Raw genomic sequence first — 21,890 nt, 5'->3', positions numbered from 1 at the left:
TTATTTCTTTAACCAGTTACTCGTAAAATCACAGTCTCTATGTTCTCCATTAATTTTAACATAGGTATCCATGATTTTATCATCTTGCCATTTTCCAATAGCTTTAAATTGTTTTTCTGTGAGTGCTAAATCTTTTATTTTCAAATAATCTCTAGAATAGTCTGCAACATGCTCGTCAACTCTATCTGTTACACGAAGAATTTTATACTTAACCTTACCTGTTCTATCTCTTTCAGTTTGAACTAAAGTAATTTCGCCATCTTTTAAATCTTGAATTTGAGTATATAATTCTGTATCCATTCGTGTTAACTCAAAATTATAATCTTGTGTTGCAGGATTAATTAAAAATCCGCCTTCACTTTTTGTTTCTTTTTCATCACTAGACTCTCTAGCAGCTTCTTCAAAAGTGATATCACCATTTACAATTTTTTCTCGAATGGCTTCCAATTTTTCTTTAGCTTCGTCCATTGCGGATTGAGAAACTTCAGGAATCAATAAAATATGTCTTGCGTCATATTCTTGTCCGCGTATTTTTTCAAGCTGAATTATATGAAATCCGAAAACACTTTCAAAAGGCTCAGAAATTTCACCTTCTTCTAAAGAGAAAGCAACATCTCTAAATTCTTTTACAAACACTGGCTTTTCTCTATTTAAAGTGTATAAACCTCCTTTTGGAATAGATGCTTTATCGTCTGTATAAAGAACTACTTTAGATCTAAAACTTGCTCCATTTTCTAAAACATCTGCTTTAAATTCTTTAAGTCTATTAATAATCTTTTCCTTTTCTTCAGGAGAAACTTTTGGTTCGATTACAATTTGAGACACCTTTAATTCTGTCCCAAATGTTGGTCGTTCATCTTCTGGAATTTTATTAAAAAAAAGTCTCACCTCTTCTGGAGTGACTTCAATTTCGTCAACTATACTACTTTGCATGCGTTTAGCAAGTTCATTTCCTTTATTAATCTGGTACATTTCCTCTCTAAAGCTCTTTTCATCTTCTTTTTTATAAAACTTAATAAGGTCTTCTAATGTTCCTCCTGTATTAGCCAGAAATTGTTGAATTTGAAAATCGACATTTGATCGTATTTCATCATCAGACACTTCAATACTATCTTGAACGGCATGATGTGCATAAAGTTTATTTTCTAAAAGTGATCCAAAAATCTGACAGCGTGGAATATCTTCAACGTTGACGCCTTGAGATTTCATTTGTAAAATGGTTTTATCGATATCAGATTCTAAAATAATATTATCTCCAACTACAGCAGCAACACCATCAATTTTAGTAGCCTGAAATGGTTGTACACTATCTTTTACCTCTTCTTTCACTTCATCTGGAATGATTTCTTGCGCTGATAATTCGCTTGAGATAAAAATTGCTACACATAATGTAAATATGTGTTTTAGATTATTTGTAAATTTCAAATTGTTTGTTTGTAATTGCATCTTTTGTAATATCCTTTTCTAATTCTCTGATTTTTTCTAATTTTCTTTTATTAATGACTATCTGATCAATCGTAGGTTTCACATATTCTATTGGCGCAATACTGTTTTGCAATAGCACGTCATTAATTTGCATCAAATATAAACCTAATGAGTCTTCGAGTTGTATAAAATTAGATTTTTTTAACAGTTGATCTTTATTATTTGCATTTATTGCAGGAATTTTTTCTATTATTTGGTTCAACTTTATCCAAATAGAATCATTTAACGAATACGATTTAAATTGTATAGACATGGAGTCGAGTTCTTTTTTATCTTGAGCGTCAAACCTTTTAAATTTCTTTGCCACCTCGTTGTTATCTTTCCAATTTTCATCTAGATTGATATAACGAAACTTGATTAACTCTTCATTAAGCTTAAAAGCCTCCTTGTTTGCATTATAGTAAATTTCAGCCTCTTCAAAAGACACAATTGTATCTAAACCTCTGTTTACTAGAGCTTGTAAATATGCTTTAGAATATAAATCGCTCTTATACTGTTCAACTAATCTGTTAAATTCATTTTGTTTTTCTTCACTTAAATTAAGCATTGCACCTTGAACAAGCAACTGCTGAGTTGCCCAACTATTAATATAATTGTTAACTAATATCGTGCTGTCTTCTATAGAAAGTTCTTGAGTCATTAAATCCTCGATATCTTCTTCGTACAAATACGATTCATTAACTCGTGCTATTGGTGTTCTTTCTTCTTGCTCTTTAAAAAAATCGCAAGACATTAAAAGAAAGACAACAGCGACTAATATGACGATTTTAAAACGCAAATTATTTGTTTAATTTATATTTCACTTCTTTTAAAGCCTCTTGATTAATGACTACTTTATACTTGTTGGCAAGTGCTTTTAGCCATTTCATTTCTTTAGCCTCTTGATAATCACTAACAACTTTTCCTTTAGCTTCTTCAAAAGTTTTAAACGTTTTTGGAAGCACTTCATTAACTTTTACCACTATAAAAGCACCATTATGTTCTAAAACTTCTGACACGCCTTTTTTAAATAAAAATCCATTAGGAATAGCTTGATGACTTGCATCCATTTTATCTGATGTAAAGATGACACGGATTTCATCATTGGTATTAACAAGCTCTTTTATTTCGTCTGGTGTTTTTCCTTCTTTCATCAACTTTCCAACCTTTTCTATATCTTTTCTTTTAGCTGAAGACGCTACAATAGCATCAATACGTTCATTAAAAAAATAGTTGCTTTGGTTTGCACTGTAATATTCTTGTACAGCAACGGTATCTTTGGCTGCAGCTTTCCATATCTCATTCTCCATTAACTCAAACAACAACAATCCGTCTCTATACTCACTTAAAATATAAGAGAATTCTTCATTTTCGTTTTCTAAATTTTCTTCTTGAAATTCTAGCAAGTTGCCTTCTAAAAAACTATTATACGTTGTAGTAACCAATTCTTTAAAATCGACTTGTTTTGTTGTACGACGTTGATTTTTAATTAAGAAATCTGCAAAATCCTTATATGTTAATTGTTTGCTTTCGATTTTAACAAATGCTTTTTCAGGATTAAAGTCTTCTGGCACTTTCCATTTACTATTGTAGTATTCGTTGTTTAGTATAGAAGTAAAGTATTCCAAATCCTGATCTACATTAGAAATGGTATATCGTTTTTTTAGTTCTTCAACTCTAGATTCACTTATTAATTTAGATCTAGAATCTCGTTTTACTTTCGATTCTAGCGTAGGTTTCATGTCTTCAAAAGAACCGATTTCTATTTTTTTGATAAGTTTTATAATATGCCATCCAAAATCGGTTTTAAATGGTTGAGTATAATCCCCTTCATTTTGAATTCCGAAAGCTTGATTTTCAAATTCTGGAGAACGTAATTCTCCTCCTGAAAACGGCGTTAATTTTCCTTCTTTATTGGACGTGCTTTTATCTTCTGAAAACTGTTTAGCTAAAGACCCAAAATCTTCCCCTTGTTGAATTTTCTTGTATATATCCTGAATTCTACTTTCAGCATCTTCTTTTAAATTAATCATAATATGAGCTACTTCACGCTGACCTCTAGATTTTCTTTTATCAAACACCTTAACAATATGGTATCCAAACTGGGTTCTAAAAGGTTGTGACACTTCACCTACAGGAGTATTAAAAGCCACATTTTCAAACTCATAAACCATTTTAAACCCAGTGAAATAATTTAAGTCTTCTGCAAAAACCGTTTTACCATCATGCACATCTTTTTGAACAGCTTTATAACCTTCTTCAATAACACGCGCTCTTAATTTTAATAATTTGTTATAAGCTACAAGCGTATCTTTAGGGCTTGCATTTTCATCTACTCGAACCAATATATGGCTAGCATTTACTTCATTGGAAATTCGCTCATAAGCTTCCTCAACCAATTCATTTGTAACCTTATTGTCTGTTAAGTAGTTTTTTGATAACTGTTTTTTATAGCTCCCAAGTTCTCTTAAATATTTTTCATCTTTATCTAAACCTAAAGTTTTAGCTTCTTTTAACTTGAGCTTATAATTAATGAATAGCTTTAAGTATTCATCTACGTCTTTTTGAGATTCATCTTTAACTAAATCTAGATTCTTATTAAAAACACGAATAAACTCTGAACTATATACAGGATCATTATCTACGGTAAAAAGTACACCTGCTTTATTTTGAGCCTGAAAACTTATTGTAAAAATAAAAAAGAATAGGATGGATAATAGTCTCATAATGTATCTTAAGGTATTATTTTAAAGTCTTGCAAAAATAGAAATATTAAGCTATATACCAAGTCGCATTAACAAACGGTTAATAAGTTTTTTTAGTATTAATTTTATATTAGTTGCACATGATTAAACACAAAAACGTTGAATTTAGCTTTTCAACATGAAAACATGGAATTTTGTTATTGTTATTATATTTTAGCTTAAACTATTAATTTTACAAGAAATAACTTATGAAAACAAGATTACTTTTATTGTTACTAGGTGTTTTATGTGTGACAATAGCTAATGCCCAAATGCGTATTCAAACGGACGACAACTTTGTTACATTTAACGTTGACGACACATTTGATGGAGACGATTGGGATGCTAATGGCAATGATATATATCTGTATTTATTTATTGACGCTTCCGATGCTTCAAATGGCATATCTTCTGAACCACTAGGAAGCTTCCCTGGCACAATAATGGCTAGCCTAGGTGCTGACCTGTATAAAGTCACTATTGATTTATCTGATTTTTACCCAAATGGCACTACAATTGACGAAATATATTACACTTATAATGACAACATGGGAAGTCAAAATCCAGCTAGTGGTGGTTTTAGCGGATTAGCAGCCAGCTATGTTCCTGTAACAACTTTATCTACATCAGATATTGAGAAAAACGAACTTTCATTTAGCATTGTTAATGGACAGTTAATGGCCTCAAAAAATGAAACTATTTCCATAAACGTATATAACATAAATGGACAATTAGTTAAGCACTATACAAACATTAACATAAGTGCAAATACTAGTTTTGATCTAAACCTTAATAAGAATAAAGTATACTTTGTTCAGCTTGAATCAGGTAATACAACTCAAGTAATTAAAACGATTCATTAAAAACTTTAATTATAACCCTTTTTTAGCCACCTTAACCAAGGTGGCTTTTTTATCTGTTTTTATATAAAATAGTATCTTTATACTATGCAATAAATTATACACAATGACTTATACAACAGAAATCATTATTGAACTTCCGTTAGATGACTTTATAAAAAAATTAAACAATGCTGAAAACATGAAGCATTGGCAAAAAGGATTAGTTCGTTATGAATATATTTCTGGTATTCCTGGCGAATTAGGTAGTAAAATGGAGCTCTTTTACAAACTAGGTAAGCGCGAAATGAACCTTACAGAAACTATTATTTATAGCAAACTACCTCATGAACTTCATATGACTTATGACACCAAAGGCGTACATAACATTCAAAAAAATTATTTTGAATCAACACCTGAAGGATTTACTAAATGGACGAGCAAAAATGAATTTTTACCAACAACATTCACCTTACGAATGATGATTTTACTCATGCCTAGAGCTTTTAAAAAGCAATCGATGAAATACTTATTAGATTTTAAAAACTTTGCAGAAAACGATATATCAGTCAATGAAGCGTAAACTAAAACTTATATGGGATTTTAGAGGTCCTGGAGCATTAAGAACTGCTCAGCATCACGAAATACATTTAAACGAATATGTGAAGCATCAAAACTCAACGGTTTTAATGATTGGTCACGAAACAATAAATGAATTTCACTCCTTAACTTTTATTGTGGTAAATGAAGAAGATATGAAACCTTTTAGAGACCAACTAAAACCACATAGAGGCGAATGGCATGATGAATAATGCGCTGCGAATGACGCTTATAATTATATAACTTTTAGGTCTTTGATCACGATAGATAATATCTATACTTAAAATTTATAATATTATTAATCAATACTTTAAATATAATAATATAAACTTTTACTTCAACTTATTAAACGGTCTAATTATTAGTCGAGCAGATTTATCAAAATTGATATAATTATAAATCCAGTTAAATAAAACCACAACTCTATTTCTAAATCCAACCAAAGCCATAAGATGAATAAACATCCAAACAAACCATGCAAAAATTCCTGCAAACTTATATTGACTTAAATCCACAACTGCTTTATTTCTTCCAATAGTAGCCATAGATCCTTTGTCATTATAAACAAACTTTTTTAATGGTTTTCCCTGTATTAATTTTAATAAATTTTTACTTAATAATTCACCTTGCTGAATGGCAGGTTGAGCCACTTGCGGATGACCTTTAGGGTATTTTTGCGTTTTCATTAACGCAATATCACCTAAAGCAAAAATTGAATCATACCCTTCCACCATATTATACTCATCCACCACGTAACGATTTCCACGTTCTGATAACGCTTCAGCTCGAAGGCCATTAACAGGATTTCCCGTAACACCAGCAGCCCAAATTAGAGTTTCTGTTTGCAATTGCAAGGTAGTATTTGTCATTACAGTTAAGCCATCATAGTGCTTTACAAAAGTGTTACAATGTACATGAACACCGAGATTTTTTAAAAATTTTTCAGCCTTCTTAGAAGCATGCGGACTCATAGGCGACAACACACGCGCACTTCCTTCAAGTAAATGAATCTGCATATCACTCGCATTCAAATCATGGTAATCCCTAGGTAAAATATGATTTTTAAGCTCTGCAATAGCTCCTGCCAACTCAACTCCTGTAGGTCCTGCTCCAACAATTACGAAATTTAAAAAAGTTTTTCGACTAGCTTTTGAATTTGCAATAGCTGCTTTTTCAAAATTCTGAAGTATCAAACTTCTAATATTCAACGCTTGCGGAACCGTTTTCATTGCCATACTATTGGCTTCAACCGCCTTATTTCCAAAAAAATTGGTTTTCGCTCCAGTCGCAATAACTAAATAATCATAATTTAACTGACCAATACTTGTTGTAATCGATTTGTTTTCTGGCTTAATACTATAAACTTCAGCTAAACGAAAAAAAGCATTCTCATGTTTTTTTAAAATTTTACGTAAAGGATAAGCTATTGAATCTGGCTCTAATCCAGCACTAGAAACCTGATATAATAAAGGTTGAAAAGTGTGATAATTATTTTTATCAATTAAAACAACTTGTACGGCTTTATTTTTTAAAGATTTGGCCAATTTAATGCCAGCAAAACCTCCTCCAATAATAACAATTCTAGGGACTTCAGACTTAGGAATATTCATATGTCTAGACTAAAAAATATCTTTCACAAAGTTACAAAATAAGCATCTTAAACACTATTTTTAAACGATCTTAATCCTTCGTGTAACATTTTTTATAAAATGCTACTTATAGAGTAACTAAACCATCACCTTGAATAAAGAGTTAGAACATAGTTTTGTAGAACAATTAGAACAGCATCAAAATATAGTGCATAAAGTTTGTAGGCTATACACCAACAATCAAGATGCGCATAATGATTTGTTTCAAGAGATTACCATACAGCTTTGGCGAGCTTATCCAAAATTTAGAGGCGATGCCAAATTTAGTACATGGATGTATCGTGTAGGTCTGAATACTGCAATCACTTTATATCGAAAAAGCAAGCGCAGAATTACAACACAACAGTTTGATACAATTCAATTTAAAATAAAAGCAGACGAATATGATGATACTGAAGAAGAACAGTTAAAATTATTATACAAGGCTGTACACCAATTAAACGACATCGAAAAAGCTCTTGTATTCTTATATTTAGAAGACAAGAACTATAAAGAAATAAGTGAAACAATGGGGATTAGTGAAGTTAACGCACGTGTAAAAATGAATCGTGTAAAAAACAAATTAAGAACCATTTTAAATCCGTAACCCTATGGATGAATTAGAATTATTAAAAAAAGATTGGAAGAAAGAGGACACCTCTCGCTTTCCGAAATTAACTTACAATGAGCTATACAGCATGATTTTAAAAAAATCATCTTCAATTGTAAAGTGGATTTTCATTATTAGTATCCTTGAATTTGTTTTCTGGACATTGATTTCTTTTGCACTAAAAGATGCAGATTACAACAAACGTTTTGAGTCTTATCATGCAGAAAACATAATGATTCCTTTTATGGCTCTTGGTTATTTAATTTTAGCCTATTTCTTTTATAAATTTTTCATGAATTACAGAACAATTTCAGCAACAGACAATGCTAAAAAACTCATGGAAAACATCCTTAAAACACGAAAAACGATAAAACAATATGTCGCTTTTAACTTAATCTATATGGCGCTTTCGGTATTTGTTGTTTTGGGCATTCAGTTTAATAAAGATGAAGAAATGATTTCTTTAATTGAAAAGGCGACAGCTAATGGTGAATTATTTCAGTTTTATGCTGTTACCATTTTAATCGCACTAGCAGCTTCAGCTGTACTCATTGGTATTATTCTAGGATTCTATTACCTTATTTATGGTATTTTATTAAAACGCCTAAATAACAATTATAAGGAATTAAAACGACTGGAAGTCTAAGCCTCTTTTTTACTCCATTTTCGTTGTTTATTCAACTCTTCTTGAAGCTCAAGCTCTTTTTGAGGAATTACTTTTAAAAATGAAGGGTGTTGCTCTATAGCATACTCGATTTTCTCAACGATACTCGCTACACTTTCATTGTCATAATCAATTTGAAGCGGTTCCTTGATCTCAAAAGATTGCATTATATTTTTCTTTTTTATACGAAGCCCTTTTTTATCAAAAGAACGTCTAAAACCATCTATTACAATTGGCACAACAACAGGTTTATATCTTTTTATAATATGAGCTGTTCCTTTTCTTATTGGTTTAAAAGGCGTCGTAGTCCCTTGAGGAAAAGTAATCACCCAACCATCATCTAATGCCCTACTAATATTAGAAATATCACTCATTTTCACTTGCCTATTTATATCTTTTCCTTCAGAGCGCCAAGTCCGTTCAATACTAATAGACCCAACATAAGCCAATATTTTTGGTAGTAAACCTGCGCTCATTGTTTCTTTAGCAGCAACATAATAAATATTTAATTTAGGATTCCATAGATAGCCTATGTTTTTGATAGAATCTTCACGCTGACTTAAGCTTGCATTAAACACATGAAACATGGCAACCACATCAGCAAAATAAGTCTGATGATTAGAAATAAACAACACATTAGTATCTGGCAAATTTTTAATGATTTCTGAGCCTTCAATTTGAAGCTCATTAAATCCGCGAAAACGCCTATGAGTGATTGCGCCTAAAATTCGGATTAACCATTTTTTAATGAAGAGAATATGACCAAAAGGATTTTTTTTAAATAAACCCATGAATGCGTTTTACAATTTAGTTAGTTTACAAAAGTAATAAAACTGAAGCTTTACAAGTAGAGTTTTAACAAGTCTTTTATTTCGCTAAGCATCATTGCTGTTGCTCCCCAAACCACATGATCATTTAATTTAAATGCTGGCACCTCAACATTTACCTTATAAGAGGTTGACACCGTTTTTGTTATCACATTCTGCTCATCTAAAAAATGTGACAGTGGCACTTCTATAAGTGCTTCAACTTCACTGTCTTCTTTTATAAAATTTGGAGTCTGATTTACCACACCAATGTAGGGATGCACATAAAAATTACTAGGCGGAATATAAACTTGTGTCATTTTTTTAAGCACTTTAACATGCTTTCTTGGCACACCTACTTCTTCTTCTGTTTCACGTAAAGCCGTATGCTCTAGCGACTCATCTTCCTCTTCTACTTTCCCACCTGGAAAACCAACTTGAGCAGAATGCACGCCTTTATATGTTTTTCTTAAAATTAAAATAAGGTTGGTATTATACAAAGTGTCTGGATAAAACAAAGCCAATACAGCAGATTGTTTCGCGTTTTTTATTTTATCCTGTTGCTGTTTTAATAACTCCAATCGAAAAGGAGGCGACATTTTAAACTGTGAAGCTTCTGCTGGAAGTGGCATATCTCCAATATTAGATATCGATTCTAAAAACTGATTAAAATTCATTCTTGCGATTTGAAATTTTAGAAATTCAAAAATAAGGTTTTAATCTTTTATCTAAACACCGTTTAAACCTTAATTAAAAATCGATATACGTATCGAAAAAACGACGAACTGTATTTTTGTTAAAAAGTAGCACTTTTTGTTAATATTATTAACCGCTGTTAAACAGCTTTTTAGGTGTCTTTTTTTATCTTTGGGCTTACCATAAAATTTCCTAATGCGATTATTTATTATTTGTTTAGCCTGTCTCTTTGTCTTTAATTGTGAGGACAACATTACCGAAATCAAGAAAACGTCCCCGACAGCTCATGTGTATTCTGAAGCTAAAAAAGATATACAAAAAGATACCTTTGTAGAGCCAATTCGTGAGTTCCCTTACCTAACAGATAAAAATGCTTTAGATTTCTTTTCAGAATATGGTGAAGAAAACAAAGAATCTATTGTAAGAATTACAACCTATTTTGGTAAGATAGACATTAAATTATTTAATGAAACCAAATACCATCGTGCTAATTTTATTTTCCTTACAAAACAAGCTTATTTTGATAATACGCAGTTTTATAGAGTTATAGATAATTTTATTATTCAAGGAGGAAACACAGATGACATTGATGTTTTACGGAAGCGTAGAAAAATAGGAAAGTATCTACTACCAACAGATACCAATCATGGCTTAAAGCATCATAGAGGCATGGTAAGTATGCCTAGTCGTGATGTTGAAAATCCACATAAGTTAGCATCACCTTATCAATTTTTTATTGTTCAGAAAAAAGATGGTGCCTACCACTTAGATGGCAATTATACTATTTTTGGTGAAGTTATTAAAGGCATGAATGTTGTTGATGAAATCGCGAAACAAAAAACCGATAATGCAGATTGGCCATTGAGTAATGTCTACATAAAAAAAGTAGAAGTTTTAGAATAAAACTTATTTTTTATACAAGCTAGGCAAGCTAATTTTAAATTTCACTGCAATTAAGCGTACAATAATTACAATTGCTCCTGATATTATAAACACAAAATTGTCTTCTATTGGTAATTTTCTAATTAAAAAATAAACCAATCCACCTAAAATACAAGCTGTTGCATAGATTTCTTTTCTGAAAATCACTGGAATTTCATTACACAAAATATCTCTAATTACTCCTCCAAAACAAGCCGAAATAGTCCCTAGAGCAATACAAATAATTGGGTGCAATCCAGCAGACAAGCCTTTTTCTACACCTACAACAGTATAGAGTCCAATTCCTATAGTATCAAATAAAAATAGTGAGGTTCTTAAATAATTAATTTTACTTCTAAACACTACAGCAAGTACTGTAGATCCTAATATAACATAAGTAAAAATCATATTCGTCATCCAACTTACTGGAGTTTGACCAATAAGAATGTCACGTAATGTTCCTCCTCCTACTGCAGTTACAAAAGCAATAATAAGAATCCCAAAAGGATCCATTTTCTTATTCATAGCAACCAAAACTCCAGAAATAGCAAAAGCAATAGTTCCTAAAATATCTATAATTTCAAACATATACTTAGATGTGATTTAACCGTTTTTTACTTATTATATGATTTACATATTTTGTGTGTAATAATTATAATCTTTTATAACAATACCAACAAAATCTATAGGATTCTCTGTTGGAGTAACTTGCATAACTTTCACCAATCTATTATGCAACTCTAAAATCACATTATGTTGTCCATTCCGTTTAGCTGTATCATATAAACTTTTAATCGTCTGCATATCACTATCATTAAAGACCGTAACTTGACTATATGTTGGCACATAATTAGGTTCAATGTGTTTTAAAATCGTATCATCTATACTAAGTTTGCGCTTTTCGCTAATTACAGTGGTTCCTGCTGCAATATCACCAACTCGCTGACCATTGCCTCGAATTAAAATACTAAGCACAGCTACACCTCCACTAGTCAGACTCACATCAACGATACGTAAAATCCATCGCACAAAATAATTTGCAAAAGTAGCCTTAGAACCATCTATTCGTACCACTCGTGTCTTCATTGTAAACTTTCCAACGGTTTGTCCATCCCAAAAGGTTTCTAATAAGACATAATATAAAAAGGCAGGTAAAGATGCTAATAAATATAAGGCCCAAGAATCTCCTGGATCTAAATCTAGTGAGATTAAGAGCATCATAATTAAAACCAAATACACGAAGATAATTAGGCTATCTAAAAGGTAAGCCAAAATTCTGTCACCAAGATGAGCAACGTTTTGGTTTATACCAACATTTTGCGCTGTTTCAATTTGAAATTCCTCCATATTTTCTTTTCTTTGATAGCAAAACTCTACAGTAGATGCGTGAAGCTGCTTTCGTGAAGCAAAATAAGGATAAATGGTTAAAGTTTGAAAGTGTTCTTTCAAATAATATTGAGATTAATCCAGATGAGTTATCAGATTTATATATTGAAATTACAGACCATTTAAGCTACGCGAAAACCTTTTATAGTAAAAGTAATACAGAACGCTACTTAAACCAATTAGCATCACAAGCACATCAAAAAATATATAAGACTAAAAAAGAGTCGAAAAACAGAATTATTTCATTCTTTAAAACAGAGTTTCCTTTAATGTTTTACACACATCATCGTGAGCTTCTAATTGCTTTTCTTACCTTTAGTTTGTTTGTTATTGTTGGAGCTTTTTCTGCAGCAAATGAAGGTGACTTTGTGCGCTCCTTTTTAGGTGACAGCTATGTTAATATGACACTTCAAAATATTGAAAATGGAGACCCAATGGCTGTTTATAAAGAACAAGGCGAATTTAATATGTTTCTTGGAATTACGATAAATAATATTAAAGTTGCTCTAATGGCATTTGCTTACGGCTTACTTCTTGGTCTTGGCACATTATATATCATGTTACAAAACGGAGTCATGCTAGGCAGTTTTCAATACTTCTTTTATGATCACGGTTTATTATGGGAATCTGCTCGAACCATATGGATTCATGGTACAATTGAAATTTCTGTAATTATTATTGCAGGTTGTGCTGGATTAGTTTTAGGAAATAGCATGCTCTTTCCTGGCACTTACACTCGACTAGAATCTTTTAAGCAAGGCGTTAAAAACGGATTAAAAATTTTAATAAGCACAATACCTTTTTTTATTATCGCAGGATTTTTAGAAGGTTTTGTCACCAGACATACAGAAATGCCAGATTGGCTAGCCATTACTATTATAGTTAGCTCTCTTGCTCTTATTCTTTTTTACTACGTCATCTACCCAAGGCAATTACACAAACAACAATTAAAGCAAAAAGCTTTAAAAGAGTACAATACTATACCTTCAAAATGAAAAAATTAATAGAATTTAAAAAACAACGTGAACTTGGAGAGGTTCTAACTGATACCTTTGGGTTTATTAGACAGGAATTTAAACCTTTTTTTAAAACAGTTCTGCAAATTTGCGGACCATATTTATTGTTGTTTTTAATTGCTCTCGCTTTTTATATCTATAGTTCTGGTGATGTGTTCAATTTTCAATTAGGCAATGAACTCAGACAAGATAATTTACCGTTAATGTTTGGGTCGTTATTTGCATTTATGATATTTGGAGTAATCGCTTATACCGTTGCAGATTCTACCGTTTTACATTATATAAAATTATATGTTCAAAACGAAGGAAGTATCAATATAGATGAAGTTAAACAAAACGTAAAAGATACTTTTTGGGGATTTTTAGGATTAAGTATTCTAAAATTAATTACTCTATTTGTCGCTGTATTAATTTGCTGCTTACCTGTATTTTATGTTATGGTGCCTATGTATGTTGTATTCTGTATTTATGTTTTTGAAAATAAAGATGCAACAACAGCTTATAGTTATAGTTTTTCCTTGATTAAAAGTGAATTCTGGATAACTTTTGCTACAATTATTGTTATTGGTATCATAGCTATGATTGCCAGCTATGCCTTAGATATTCCAGCTTCAATTTATAGTATTTTAAAAATGGGTGTATTCTCTGGTGAGATCGATCCAGCAAATATGAAAGATTTTATTGATCCTGTTTATATATTACTAAACGTTTTAAGTTACTTATTTAAATTCCTTTTAAATTTAATCTTAACTGTAAGCGCAGCATTAATTTATTTTAATTTAAACGAAAGGCAAAATTTCACAGGAACCTTTGAACGAATTCAATCACTAGGAAAGACAGAAGACTAAATGCTCAAAATTAAAATCATTCTCTTCTTTTTATTAACTACATCTTGGGTGTTTTGCCAACAAGACTCTACTTCTATTCAATATGATGATTCAAAATTAGATGTTCAACAAATCACTAAAGACGACTTAAAAAAATATAAAGACGACAAGGATTTTAATTATACTGAAACCGTTGATGAAACATCAATTTTAAACAGAATTGTTTTATGGTTTCAGAATATCATAACTCAACTATTCGAATGGCTTTTTGGAGTCGGAAATGCTACAGGAATATTAAAATTTATATTTAATGTATTGCCTTATCTTATTCTTATTGGCTTAGTCTATTTACTATTAAGATTCTTTTTAAAAGTAAACTCAAAAAACCTTATTACAGGACAACAAAACCAAGCAAGTGTTCAATTTACTAATGAAGAACATATCATAAAAAACGAAGACATTAATGCCTTAATTAATGAAGCCATAAAACAAGGTAACTATCGCTTAGCCATTCGCTATTACTATTTACTATCCTTAAAAAAATTAAGCGAAAACCATATCATTTCTTGGGAGCAACAAAAAACTAATGAAGATTATATTTCTGAAATTGAAACGAACAGCTTAAAATCTGGATTTACCAACATTACTAGAATTTATGATTATGTATGGTATGGCGAATTTAATATTGATGTCTTAAAATTTGAAGCGTTTAAAACTCAATTTGAAACCCTTAATAACAACATAAAACCTTGAGTCGAAAAGGAAAACTATATATCATATTAACGGTTATAACAATACTTTCTATTGTCGCTTTAGAGTATTCAAAACCTCAAGAAATTAATTGGTTCCCTAGCTATGCTTCTCATCATAAAATCCCTTTTGGCACATTTGTTTTTCATGAGCAATTAAAACGTATTTTTAACACAAACTATATTGTTGATGTAGACAGACCGCCTTTTGAATACTTAAAAAGAAACGATAGCATTCAAGGCACTTATATTTTTATAAACAACAACATTGCTTTTGGAGAAGCTGAATTGGACGAACTTTTAGATTGGACTGCAAAAGGCAATACCTTATTTATTGCTGGTGAAGAAGTGAGTGGCAATTTACGCGACACCTTAAAGATTAAGTCTTCAGTTATTAGCACTATTGATAATTTAAAAAATTCTTATCAACTACAACTAAAAAACAAACAGTTGTTACAAGACAGCTTGTACACCTTTGACAAAGCCAATTACGCTTATTATTATCGAGAAATCGACACGCTAAATGCAAAAGTTATTGGAGTAATTGATAATGCTTCAGAAGCCCCATTTCAATTAGAAAAAGAACATGTAACCACCATAAAACAGCCTTTTGGTAAAGGCACAATTATCTTGAGCAGCTTTCCGCAAGCATTTACTAATTACTTTTTATTAACAGCACCAAATCAAAATTATACTGCTGGACTATTATCATATATCAATCCATCACAAAATATTTACATAGATCAGCATTACAAATCAGGAAAGACGTTTTACACATCTCCATTATACATCATGCTTAATAACAAACAACTTAAATGGGCATATTACATGATGCTTATTGGAGTGTTTTTCTATGTGCTTTTTGATGGTAAGCGCAAGCAACGTGCTATTCCTATTGTAAACCCCTTACGCAATCAAACTGTTGACTTTACAAGAACGATTGCTAATATGTATTACGAAAAAGGAAAACATAAAGAGATGGCAACTCATAAGATCAATCATTTTTTAGAATATATCAGAGTCCATTTTCACTTACATACTGCAACCATTGATGACGTGTTTATAGAGCACCTTGCAGCTCGAAGTAACAACACCATAGAAGACACTAAGCTGCTTTTTGAGACCATTACACTTTTAAATGCTAAAACTCACATTAACAATACAGAACTTGAAGGCTTAAACCGCTTAATTGAAGAATTTAAATCTCATAACACATGGAAGAAAAACAAGACATAAATTTTGATAACAGAATACCTTTAGAAGAATTAAAGCAAGCTGTAGAAACTATTAAACAAGAATTAGGTAAAGTCATTATTGGGCAAAGAGACTTTGTAGAATTGCTTATCGTTGCTTTATTAGCAGATGGTCATGTGCTCATTGAAGGCGTTCCTGGAATCGCTAAAACTATTACAGCTAAGCTATTTGCAAAAGTTTTAAAAACCGACTTTAGTCGCATTCAATTTACTCCAGATTTAATGCCAAGTGATGTTTTAGGAACTTCGGTTTTAAATATGAAGACCTCAGAATTTGAATTTAAAAAAGGACCTATTTTTTCTAATATCGTTTTAATTGATGAAATTAATCGTGCTCCAGCAAAAACCCAAGCTGCACTTTTTGAAACTATGGAAGAACGCCAAGCAACTATTGATGGCACTACTTATAAATTCAAAACACCTTTTATGGTCTTAGCAACTCAAAACCCAATAGAACAAGAAGGCACCTATGCATTACCTGAAGCACAATTAGATCGCTTCATCTTTAAGATTAAAGTCGATTATCCTAACTTAGAAGATGAAATCAAAATTATTGAAACACATCATAAACGTCAAGGAGAGCAACCACAAACCTTGATAAGTACTGTTTTAGATGCCAAAAAATTAGCTGATTATAAGGCAAAAACTCAAGCTATAGTCGTTGAAGAAAAAATCATTAAGTACATCGCGGAAGTGGTTTCTAAAACAAGAAATCATCCGCATTTATACTTAGGTGGCTCACCAAGAGCATCTATAGCTATACTAAATACTGCAAAAGCTTTTGCTGCAATTCATGGTCGTGACTTTGTCATTCCAGAGGATGTAAAAAAAGCAATGGCTCCTGTTTTAAATCATAGAATTATTTTAACACCAGAACGCGAAATGGAAGGCATGACTACAGAGCAAGTTATAGACATGATTGTGCAATCGGTTGAAGTCCCTAGATAATGAAATTCTTCAAATCGCTATACATACACAAACAATTTTACATCTATATGACAATAGCTGCTATCTGCTTCTTATTGTCTTATTGGGTATCCATTTTGTATCCTATAGCGTGGATTATTGTACTTGTTATTTCTGTACTATTTTTTGTTGACATTCTACTACTCTATCGTTTTAATAATGCTATAAAAGCAAGGCGTTTACTGCCTGATAAATTTTCTAATAGTGATGAAAATCCAGTTCCTATAACCATTACTAATCATTATCCTTTTCAGATAATATTAGATGTTATTGATGAATTGCCTATACAATTTCAAAAACGAGATTTTTCATATATAACAACTTTAGCATCTAATGACATTCATGATTTTAGTTATGATGTTCGTCCAGTAGAACGAGGTGAATATATCTTTGGCAACCTCAATATTTACGCCTCTTCAAAACTAAAGATTGTAAAACGAAAATATCAGTTTCAGAATGAACAGATGGTTATGGTATATCCTTCATTTATTCAAATGCAGAAATACGACTTCCTGGCTATAAGCAATCACCTTTCAGAATTTGGTCTCAAAAAAATTAGAAAAATAGGACACACACAAGAGTTTGAGCAAATAAAAGATTATGTGCAAGGAGATGATTTTAGAACTGTAAATTGGAAAGCTACAGCCAAACGTGGGCAATTAATGGTTAACCAATATCAAGATGAAAAATCACAGCCAGTTTACTCAATTATTGACACAGGGCGTGTCATGAAAATGCCCTTCAATGGTTTAAAATTACTCGACTATGCCATTAATTCAACTCTAGCTTTCAGCAATGTTGCATTAAAAAAGCATGATAAAGTAGGTATGTTATCTTTTTCAAAAACTATAGAATCTTTTTTACCAGCCATACATAAGCTCACTTATTTAAACAAGATACTAGAGAATTTATACAATATTAATACGCAATTTAACGATAGCGACTTTGGCTTACTTTACGCACAATTAAAACGAAAAGTCACACACAGAAGCTTACTACTACTCTACACAAACTTTGAACACATAAGTGCCCTAAAAAGACAATTGCCTTACTTGCAGGCTATTTCAAAAAAACATTTGCTTGTTGTTATTATGTTTGAAAATACAGAACTAGACAATCTTATCACTCAAAACGCTGAAGATATACAAAGCATATATCATAAAACCATAGCAGAAAAATTTAGTTTTGAAAAACGTTTAATGGTTAAAGAGCTACAAAAACATGGTATTCAAACCATCTTAACTGCTCCAGAAAAATTAAGCATTAATACCATTAATAAATACCTAGAAATTAAAGCTAGAGGACTTTTATAACATTTCATCCTAAGAAAAATACAATTGAGTCAAGCTTTTTAGTTTACTACATGCTTTTAGAGGACTTTTACACTGTAATCAACTAAAAACAAACAATTATGAGAACACTAGCCTTAATTATCACTTTTATTTTATCGTCTTACTTGAGCCAAGCTCAAACTGAAACTAAAGGACAAACTATTACAGTAACCATTAACAATGTTAAGAATAATAATGGTAAAGTTATCATGTCATTACATTCGGCAGATACGTTCATGAAATCTGAAGGTCTTCAAAATGAAGTGTCTACGATTGAAGGAAATTCAGTAACTGTAACTTTTAAAGATGTGCTGCCAGGAACTTACGCTATTATGGCCATTCATGATGAAAATGACAACAAGCAAATGGATTTTGAAAATGGTATGCCAAAAGAAAGCTATGGCATGTCTAACAACCCTTTATCTTATGGACCTCCACAATTTAGTGAAGCAAAGTTTGAAATGACTGACGAAGATGCATCTTTGATTATTCGTTTCTAAAAAGTTATATAAAAGCAAAGCCACGATATTTACATATCGTGGCCTTTTTCATTGCTATTAATCAATCCTTTTAGAGAAGGATTATTTTGTTAGACGGTTTCATTTAACCAAGCTTTCATCATCCATACTGTTTTTTCTTGTTCAGTAATAAAATCGCTCATCATAGAGTTTGTTCCTTCATCGTTTGCATCACCAGATTTATTTAATATCCGACGTTCAATTTGCAATAATTCAGTTAAAGAATCTACAATTAAACGTACAGCTTTAGAGTCTTCAGATACATTCTTTCCGACAGGAACTTTCGTTAATTTATTATAATCATCAAACGTGTGTAATGGTGTTTCTCCCAAGGTTAATATACGTTCAGCAATTAAATCGACTTTCATATTTGCATCTGTGTATAATTCTTCAAACTTCACATGAAGATCAAAAAAAGCCTTCCCTTTAATATTCCAATGAATACCTCTTAAATTTTGGTAATATGTTTGAAAATTTGCCAACAAACCATTTAAATCTTGAGCTAATTCTTTAGTTATTTTTGAATCTAATCCTATACTATTTAGTGTCATAATTGTTCTATTTGTTTTGTTTATACAAATTTAATCTATAATTAACATTTGTTATAATAAATTTTATTGATAGTTTTTATATTTTTATAGTCTAAATTGATACATATGACTATTACACAATTATATTACGTATTAGCAGTTGCCGAAAACCAGAATTTCACCAAAGCTGCAGAAAAATGTTTTGTCACACAACCGACTTTAAGCATGCAAATACAAAAACTTGAAGACGAGTTAGACATTCTTATTTTTGATAGAAGCAAGAAACCTATTGAGCTTACAGACGTTGGAAAAAAAATAGTCCATCAAGCTAAGAATATTGTTAATGAATCTTATCGCATACAAGATATTGTTGACCAGCAAAAAGGATTTATTGGAGGTGAATTTAAACTAGGAATCATACCAACGGTTATGCCAACCTTACTCCCTATGTTTTTAAAAGCTTTTATTAAGAAACATCCAAAAGTAAAATTAAAAATAGAAGAGCTTACGACTGAAGAAATTATTTCTAGAATTAATGATGGTCACTTAGATGCTGCAATTGCCTCTACACCTTTAGAAAATGAAACCATTAAAGAGCGTGTTTTATTTTTTGAACCTTTTGTAGCCTACATTCCAAAAAATCATCGCCTTCACGATAAGAAAAATATAGATGTTTCCGATTTACAAATAGAAGATATGCTACTACTGGAAGATGGTCATTGTTTTAGAGAAGGTGTTATTAATTTATGTAAAGTTTTCAAAAATCATGAAAATGATAATTTTCAATTAGAAAGTGGCAGCATTGAAACTTTAGTAAAATTATCGAATGAAGGTTTAGGAATGACGATGTTACCTTATTTACATTCTCTAGATATTAGTGAAAAACACAAGAATAATCTTCGCCTTTTTAATGAACCTAATCCTGCCAGAGAAGTAAGCTTAATTTATCATAAAAGTGAATTAAAAATGCAAATAATTGATGCTTTACAAAACACTATTTCTGGAATCATAAGAGGTGCTATTGCCTTTCAAAATGTAAAAATTATAAGCCCTTTAGCAACAAAATAAACTTTAGGAATTGTAATAAAAAAAATCATAATAGAGCATAATTATAGACAGAAGGTATTTTAATAAACCTAAAAAAAGCGACTCGTAAGTCGCTTTTTTTTATGGTTTTAAATATATTAAACATTGATTTAATTCTGGGTTTTGCTGTACTAGCGATTGTATAAAGATTTTTAACTCTTCTATTTCATAAGGTAATAATCTTTGAATCGCTTTTTGTACTTCTTTGCAAAACAACGTCGCATCAAAACTTACTTTTTTAAGTACAGTTTTTGTGTACTCAAACATTGCTCTTGCCATAATTTAATTAGGTTTAGGTATTAAAATAAAAAGTAGATCTGTTTTATAGGCACATGATATTTTTAGATTGATTAAATGTAATAAAAAAATGAATTGGTTTTACATTTAAAGAAAACTTTAACACAGAATAATTATGCTCTAAAAATTATTATCTCCATCCAGCAGATCGCCTATACCACCAAGAATACTGCCTTCACCTTTACTTTTTCCTCCTCCTCTTGGTGCACTAGCTAATACTCGTCCTGCTAATCGACTAAATGGTAAGGATTGTACGAAAACCGTACCTGGACCTTCAAGTTTAGCAAAGAACAAACCTTCACCACCAAAAACTGTGTTTTTTATACCACCAACAAACTCAATATCATAATTTACCGTTTGATCAAAACCAACAATACATCCTGTATCAACACGCAAGGTTTCACCTACTTTCAATTCTTTTTTTGCCATAGTCCCTCCTGCATGAACGAATGCCATACCATCACCTTCTAGTTTTTGCATGATAAAGCCTTCTCCACCAAATAAACCTCGCCCTAGTTTTTTAGAAAATTCAATCCCAACACTCACTCCTTTAGCTGCACATAAAAAGGCATCTTTTTGACAAATGAATTTACCACCAAACTCGGTTAGATCTATAGGAATAATTTTACCAGGATAAGGCGAAGCAAAACTTACGTTTTTTTTTCCTGTTAGGTTATTATAAAAAGCAGTCATAAACAAACTTTCTCCTGTAAGAATTCGTTTACCAGCTCCTAGAATTTTTCCGAGAAAACCAGTATCCTTTTCAGAGCCATCTCCAAAAATGGTCTCCATTTTAATACCATCATCCATCATCATAAAGCTTCCAGCCTCAGCAACAACGCCTTCTTGAGGGTCGAGTTCTATTTCTACGAATTGCATTTCTTCGCCGTAAATTCTGTAATCTATTTCGTGTGCTGTCATATTTTTGATTTGATTGTTATAATTGTATATATGTTGTG

The 21,890-nt window shown here is 31.2% G+C and carries 25 protein-coding genes; 14 read left to right on the top strand and 11 right to left on the bottom strand.

Going from position 1 to position 21,890, the window contains the following annotated elements; translation table 11 throughout:
* Genes ACFS5M_RS11710 through ACFS5M_RS11700 form a run of 3 tightly spaced genes read right to left on the bottom strand, consistent with a single transcriptional unit; the run spans window position 1 to window position 4,190 of the window.
* On the bottom strand, window positions 1-1,446 hold the full coding sequence (locus tag ACFS5M_RS11710; protein WP_183488352.1) for a peptidylprolyl isomerase: 1,446 nt from the start codon (window positions 1,444-1,446) through the stop codon (window positions 1-3).
* Window positions 1,409-2,263 carry a peptidyl-prolyl cis-trans isomerase gene (locus ACFS5M_RS11705; RefSeq protein WP_379898906.1) on the bottom strand — a complete coding sequence of 285 codons (855 nt, stop codon included), beginning with the start codon at window positions 2,261-2,263 and terminating at the stop codon, window positions 1,409-1,411. Before ACFS5M_RS11705 ends, ACFS5M_RS11710 begins: the two co-directional genes overlap by 38 nt.
* A 1-nt stretch (window position 2,264) precedes the next feature.
* Window positions 2,265-4,190: a peptidylprolyl isomerase gene (locus ACFS5M_RS11700; protein ID WP_183488354.1), complete on the bottom strand. Its 1,926-nt coding sequence runs from the start codon at window positions 4,188-4,190 to the stop codon at window positions 2,265-2,267.
* Window positions 4,191-4,417: 227 nt separating this feature from the next.
* On the opposite strand from ACFS5M_RS11700, the gene ACFS5M_RS11695 reads away from it, so the two are divergent.
* The 3 genes from ACFS5M_RS11695 to ACFS5M_RS11685 all read left to right on the top strand — a co-directional run bounded on the left by ACFS5M_RS11695 (window position 4,418) and on the right by ACFS5M_RS11685 (window position 5,859).
* On the top strand, window positions 4,418-5,071 hold the full coding sequence (locus ACFS5M_RS11695) for a T9SS type A sorting domain-containing protein (protein WP_183488356.1): 654 nt from the start codon (window positions 4,418-4,420) through the stop codon (window positions 5,069-5,071).
* Between the two features lie 103 nt (window positions 5,072-5,174).
* Window positions 5,175-5,630 carry an SRPBCC family protein gene (locus tag ACFS5M_RS11690; protein WP_183488358.1) on the top strand — a complete coding sequence of 152 codons (456 nt, stop codon included), beginning with the start codon at window positions 5,175-5,177 and terminating at the stop codon, window positions 5,628-5,630.
* Complete coding sequence (locus ACFS5M_RS11685; protein ID WP_183488360.1) at window positions 5,620-5,859, top strand: hypothetical protein; 240 nt, start codon at window positions 5,620-5,622, stop codon at window positions 5,857-5,859. Before ACFS5M_RS11690 ends, ACFS5M_RS11685 begins: the two co-directional genes overlap by 11 nt.
* 120 nt (window positions 5,860-5,979) lie before the next feature.
* Here the strand turns inward: ACFS5M_RS11685 and ACFS5M_RS11680 are convergent, their stop codons facing one another.
* On the bottom strand, window positions 5,980-7,257 hold the full coding sequence (locus ACFS5M_RS11680) for an NAD(P)/FAD-dependent oxidoreductase (RefSeq protein WP_183488362.1): 1,278 nt from the start codon (window positions 7,255-7,257) through the stop codon (window positions 5,980-5,982).
* A 130-nt stretch (window positions 7,258-7,387) separates the two neighbouring features.
* Here ACFS5M_RS11680 and ACFS5M_RS11675 point away from each other — a divergent pair, with 130 nt between their 5' ends.
* Both ACFS5M_RS11675 and ACFS5M_RS11670 read left to right on the top strand, forming a co-directional pair.
* A complete protein-coding gene (locus tag ACFS5M_RS11675) occupies window positions 7,388-7,882 on the top strand; it encodes an RNA polymerase sigma factor (protein WP_183488364.1) in 495 nt (164 codons plus the stop codon).
* Between the two features lie 4 nt (window positions 7,883-7,886).
* Entirely contained in the window at window positions 7,887-8,531 is a 645-nt protein-coding gene (locus ACFS5M_RS11670) for a hypothetical protein (RefSeq protein WP_183488365.1), read from the top strand.
* On the opposite strand, the gene ACFS5M_RS11665 is transcribed toward ACFS5M_RS11670, so the two are convergent.
* On the bottom strand, window positions 8,528-9,340 hold the full coding sequence (locus ACFS5M_RS11665; RefSeq protein ID WP_183488367.1) for a lysophospholipid acyltransferase family protein: 813 nt from the start codon (window positions 9,338-9,340) through the stop codon (window positions 8,528-8,530). The two genes, ACFS5M_RS11670 and ACFS5M_RS11665, sit on opposite strands and share 4 nt — an antisense overlap.
* 50 nt (window positions 9,341-9,390) lie before the next feature.
* Window positions 9,391-10,032: an NUDIX hydrolase gene (locus ACFS5M_RS11660; protein WP_183488369.1), complete on the bottom strand. Its 642-nt coding sequence runs from the start codon at window positions 10,030-10,032 to the stop codon at window positions 9,391-9,393.
* Window positions 10,033-10,246: 214 nt separating this feature from the next.
* Between ACFS5M_RS11660 and ACFS5M_RS11655 the strand changes: the two genes are divergently transcribed.
* Entirely contained in the window at window positions 10,247-10,954 is a 708-nt protein-coding gene (locus ACFS5M_RS11655; protein ID WP_183488371.1) for a peptidylprolyl isomerase, read from the top strand.
* Between the two features lie 3 nt (window positions 10,955-10,957).
* Here ACFS5M_RS11655 and ACFS5M_RS11650 read toward each other — a convergent pair whose 3' ends face one another.
* Together ACFS5M_RS11650 and ACFS5M_RS11645 are read right to left on the bottom strand one after the other, a co-directional pair.
* Window positions 10,958-11,560: a trimeric intracellular cation channel family protein gene (locus ACFS5M_RS11650; RefSeq protein ID WP_183488373.1), complete on the bottom strand. Its 603-nt coding sequence runs from the start codon at window positions 11,558-11,560 to the stop codon at window positions 10,958-10,960.
* A 42-nt stretch (window positions 11,561-11,602) separates the two neighbouring features.
* Window positions 11,603-12,319: an RDD family protein gene (locus tag ACFS5M_RS11645; protein ID WP_183488375.1), complete on the bottom strand. Its 717-nt coding sequence runs from the start codon at window positions 12,317-12,319 to the stop codon at window positions 11,603-11,605.
* 35 nt (window positions 12,320-12,354) lie between these two features.
* Between ACFS5M_RS11645 and ACFS5M_RS11640 the strand changes: the two genes are divergently transcribed.
* The 7 genes from ACFS5M_RS11640 (at window position 12,355) to ACFS5M_RS11610 (ending at window position 19,000) form a co-directional block, all read left to right on the top strand.
* On the top strand, window positions 12,355-13,353 hold the full coding sequence (locus tag ACFS5M_RS11640) for a stage II sporulation protein M (RefSeq protein ID WP_183488377.1): 999 nt from the start codon (window positions 12,355-12,357) through the stop codon (window positions 13,351-13,353).
* On the top strand, window positions 13,350-14,222 hold the full coding sequence (locus ACFS5M_RS11635; protein ID WP_183488379.1) for a hypothetical protein: 873 nt from the start codon (window positions 13,350-13,352) through the stop codon (window positions 14,220-14,222). The genes ACFS5M_RS11640 and ACFS5M_RS11635 overlap by 4 nt, the downstream gene beginning before the upstream one ends.
* Window positions 14,223-14,954, top strand: coding sequence for a DUF4129 domain-containing protein (locus ACFS5M_RS11630; protein ID WP_221267582.1), 732 nt, complete (start codon window positions 14,223-14,225; stop codon window positions 14,952-14,954).
* Entirely contained in the window at window positions 14,951-16,186 is a 1,236-nt protein-coding gene (locus ACFS5M_RS11625) for a DUF4350 domain-containing protein (protein ID WP_183488381.1), read from the top strand. Before ACFS5M_RS11630 ends, ACFS5M_RS11625 begins: the two co-directional genes overlap by 4 nt.
* Window positions 16,165-17,151 (top strand): AAA family ATPase, encoded by a 987-nt coding sequence (locus ACFS5M_RS11620; protein WP_183488383.1) that lies wholly within the window; start codon window positions 16,165-16,167, stop codon window positions 17,149-17,151. The genes ACFS5M_RS11625 and ACFS5M_RS11620 overlap by 22 nt, the downstream gene beginning before the upstream one ends.
* Window positions 17,151-18,482: a DUF58 domain-containing protein gene (locus tag ACFS5M_RS11615; RefSeq protein WP_183488385.1), complete on the top strand. Its 1,332-nt coding sequence runs from the start codon at window positions 17,151-17,153 to the stop codon at window positions 18,480-18,482. The genes ACFS5M_RS11620 and ACFS5M_RS11615 overlap by 1 nt, the downstream gene beginning before the upstream one ends.
* 98 nt (window positions 18,483-18,580) lie before the next feature.
* Window positions 18,581-19,000: a DUF2141 domain-containing protein gene (locus ACFS5M_RS11610; protein WP_183488387.1), complete on the top strand. Its 420-nt coding sequence runs from the start codon at window positions 18,581-18,583 to the stop codon at window positions 18,998-19,000.
* An 89-nt stretch (window positions 19,001-19,089) separates the two neighbouring features.
* On the opposite strand, the gene ACFS5M_RS11605 is transcribed toward ACFS5M_RS11610, so the two are convergent.
* A complete protein-coding gene (locus ACFS5M_RS11605; RefSeq protein ID WP_183488389.1) occupies window positions 19,090-19,569 on the bottom strand; it encodes a Dps family protein in 480 nt (159 codons plus the stop codon).
* Window positions 19,570-19,674: 105 nt separating this feature from the next.
* Here ACFS5M_RS11605 and ACFS5M_RS11600 point away from each other — a divergent pair, with 105 nt between their 5' ends.
* On the top strand, window positions 19,675-20,616 hold the full coding sequence (locus ACFS5M_RS11600; RefSeq protein ID WP_183488390.1) for a LysR substrate-binding domain-containing protein: 942 nt from the start codon (window positions 19,675-19,677) through the stop codon (window positions 20,614-20,616).
* A gap of 99 nt (window positions 20,617-20,715) precedes the next feature.
* Here ACFS5M_RS11600 and ACFS5M_RS11595 read toward each other — a convergent pair whose 3' ends face one another.
* Window positions 20,716-20,913 (bottom strand): hypothetical protein, encoded by a 198-nt coding sequence (locus ACFS5M_RS11595; protein WP_183488391.1) that lies wholly within the window; start codon window positions 20,911-20,913, stop codon window positions 20,716-20,718.
* A gap of 138 nt (window positions 20,914-21,051) precedes the next feature.
* Complete coding sequence (locus ACFS5M_RS11590) at window positions 21,052-21,852, bottom strand: TIGR00266 family protein (RefSeq protein ID WP_183488392.1); 801 nt, start codon at window positions 21,850-21,852, stop codon at window positions 21,052-21,054.
* Window positions 21,853-21,890: the final 38 nt, after the last annotated feature.

The organism is Lacinutrix iliipiscaria, assembly GCF_042686125.1.
Taxonomy (GTDB): domain Bacteria; phylum Bacteroidota; class Bacteroidia; order Flavobacteriales; family Flavobacteriaceae; genus Oceanihabitans; species Oceanihabitans iliipiscarium.
The sequence above is the reverse complement of the archived record's forward strand: the minus strand, read 5'-3'. Positions and strand labels throughout refer to the sequence as shown.

Bases quoted from the DNA above. Each gene is read 5' to 3' on its own strand.
- ACFS5M_RS11710 (WP_183488352.1), bottom strand. From the start codon at position 1,446: ATGCAATTACAAACAAACAATTTGAAATTTACAAATAATCTAAAACAC.
- ACFS5M_RS11700 (WP_183488354.1), bottom strand. From the start codon at position 4,190: ATGAGACTATTATCCATCCTATTCTTTTTTATTTTTACAATAAGTTTT.
- ACFS5M_RS11695 (WP_183488356.1), top strand. From the start codon at position 4,418: ATGAAAACAAGATTACTTTTATTGTTACTAGGTGTTTTATGTGTGACA.
- ACFS5M_RS11690 (WP_183488358.1), top strand. From the start codon at position 5,175: ATGACTTATACAACAGAAATCATTATTGAACTTCCGTTAGATGACTTT.
- ACFS5M_RS11685 (WP_183488360.1), top strand. From the start codon at position 5,620: ATGAAGCGTAAACTAAAACTTATATGGGATTTTAGAGGTCCTGGAGCA.
- ACFS5M_RS11680 (WP_183488362.1), bottom strand. From the start codon at position 7,257: ATGAATATTCCTAAGTCTGAAGTCCCTAGAATTGTTATTATTGGAGGA.
- ACFS5M_RS11670 (WP_183488365.1), top strand. From the start codon at position 7,887: ATGGATGAATTAGAATTATTAAAAAAAGATTGGAAGAAAGAGGACACC.
- ACFS5M_RS11665 (WP_183488367.1), bottom strand. From the start codon at position 9,340: ATGGGTTTATTTAAAAAAAATCCTTTTGGTCATATTCTCTTCATTAAA.
- ACFS5M_RS11660 (WP_183488369.1), bottom strand. From the start codon at position 10,032: ATGAATTTTAATCAGTTTTTAGAATCGATATCTAATATTGGAGATATG.
- ACFS5M_RS11655 (WP_183488371.1), top strand. From the start codon at position 10,247: ATGCGATTATTTATTATTTGTTTAGCCTGTCTCTTTGTCTTTAATTGT.
- ACFS5M_RS11650 (WP_183488373.1), bottom strand. From the start codon at position 11,560: ATGTTTGAAATTATAGATATTTTAGGAACTATTGCTTTTGCTATTTCT.
- ACFS5M_RS11645 (WP_183488375.1), bottom strand. From the start codon at position 12,319: ATGGAGGAATTTCAAATTGAAACAGCGCAAAATGTTGGTATAAACCAA.
- ACFS5M_RS11640 (WP_183488377.1), top strand. From the start codon at position 12,355: ATGCGTGAAGCTGCTTTCGTGAAGCAAAATAAGGATAAATGGTTAAAG.
- ACFS5M_RS11635 (WP_183488379.1), top strand. From the start codon at position 13,350: ATGAAAAAATTAATAGAATTTAAAAAACAACGTGAACTTGGAGAGGTT.
- ACFS5M_RS11630 (WP_221267582.1), top strand. From the start codon at position 14,223: ATGCTCAAAATTAAAATCATTCTCTTCTTTTTATTAACTACATCTTGG.
- ACFS5M_RS11620 (WP_183488383.1), top strand. From the start codon at position 16,165: ATGGAAGAAAAACAAGACATAAATTTTGATAACAGAATACCTTTAGAA.
- ACFS5M_RS11615 (WP_183488385.1), top strand. From the start codon at position 17,151: ATGAAATTCTTCAAATCGCTATACATACACAAACAATTTTACATCTAT.
- ACFS5M_RS11610 (WP_183488387.1), top strand. From the start codon at position 18,581: ATGAGAACACTAGCCTTAATTATCACTTTTATTTTATCGTCTTACTTG.
- ACFS5M_RS11605 (WP_183488389.1), bottom strand. From the start codon at position 19,569: ATGACACTAAATAGTATAGGATTAGATTCAAAAATAACTAAAGAATTA.
- ACFS5M_RS11600 (WP_183488390.1), top strand. From the start codon at position 19,675: ATGACTATTACACAATTATATTACGTATTAGCAGTTGCCGAAAACCAG.
- ACFS5M_RS11595 (WP_183488391.1), bottom strand. From the start codon at position 20,913: ATGGCAAGAGCAATGTTTGAGTACACAAAAACTGTACTTAAAAAAGTA.
- ACFS5M_RS11590 (WP_183488392.1), bottom strand. From the start codon at position 21,852: ATGACAGCACACGAAATAGATTACAGAATTTACGGCGAAGAAATGCAA.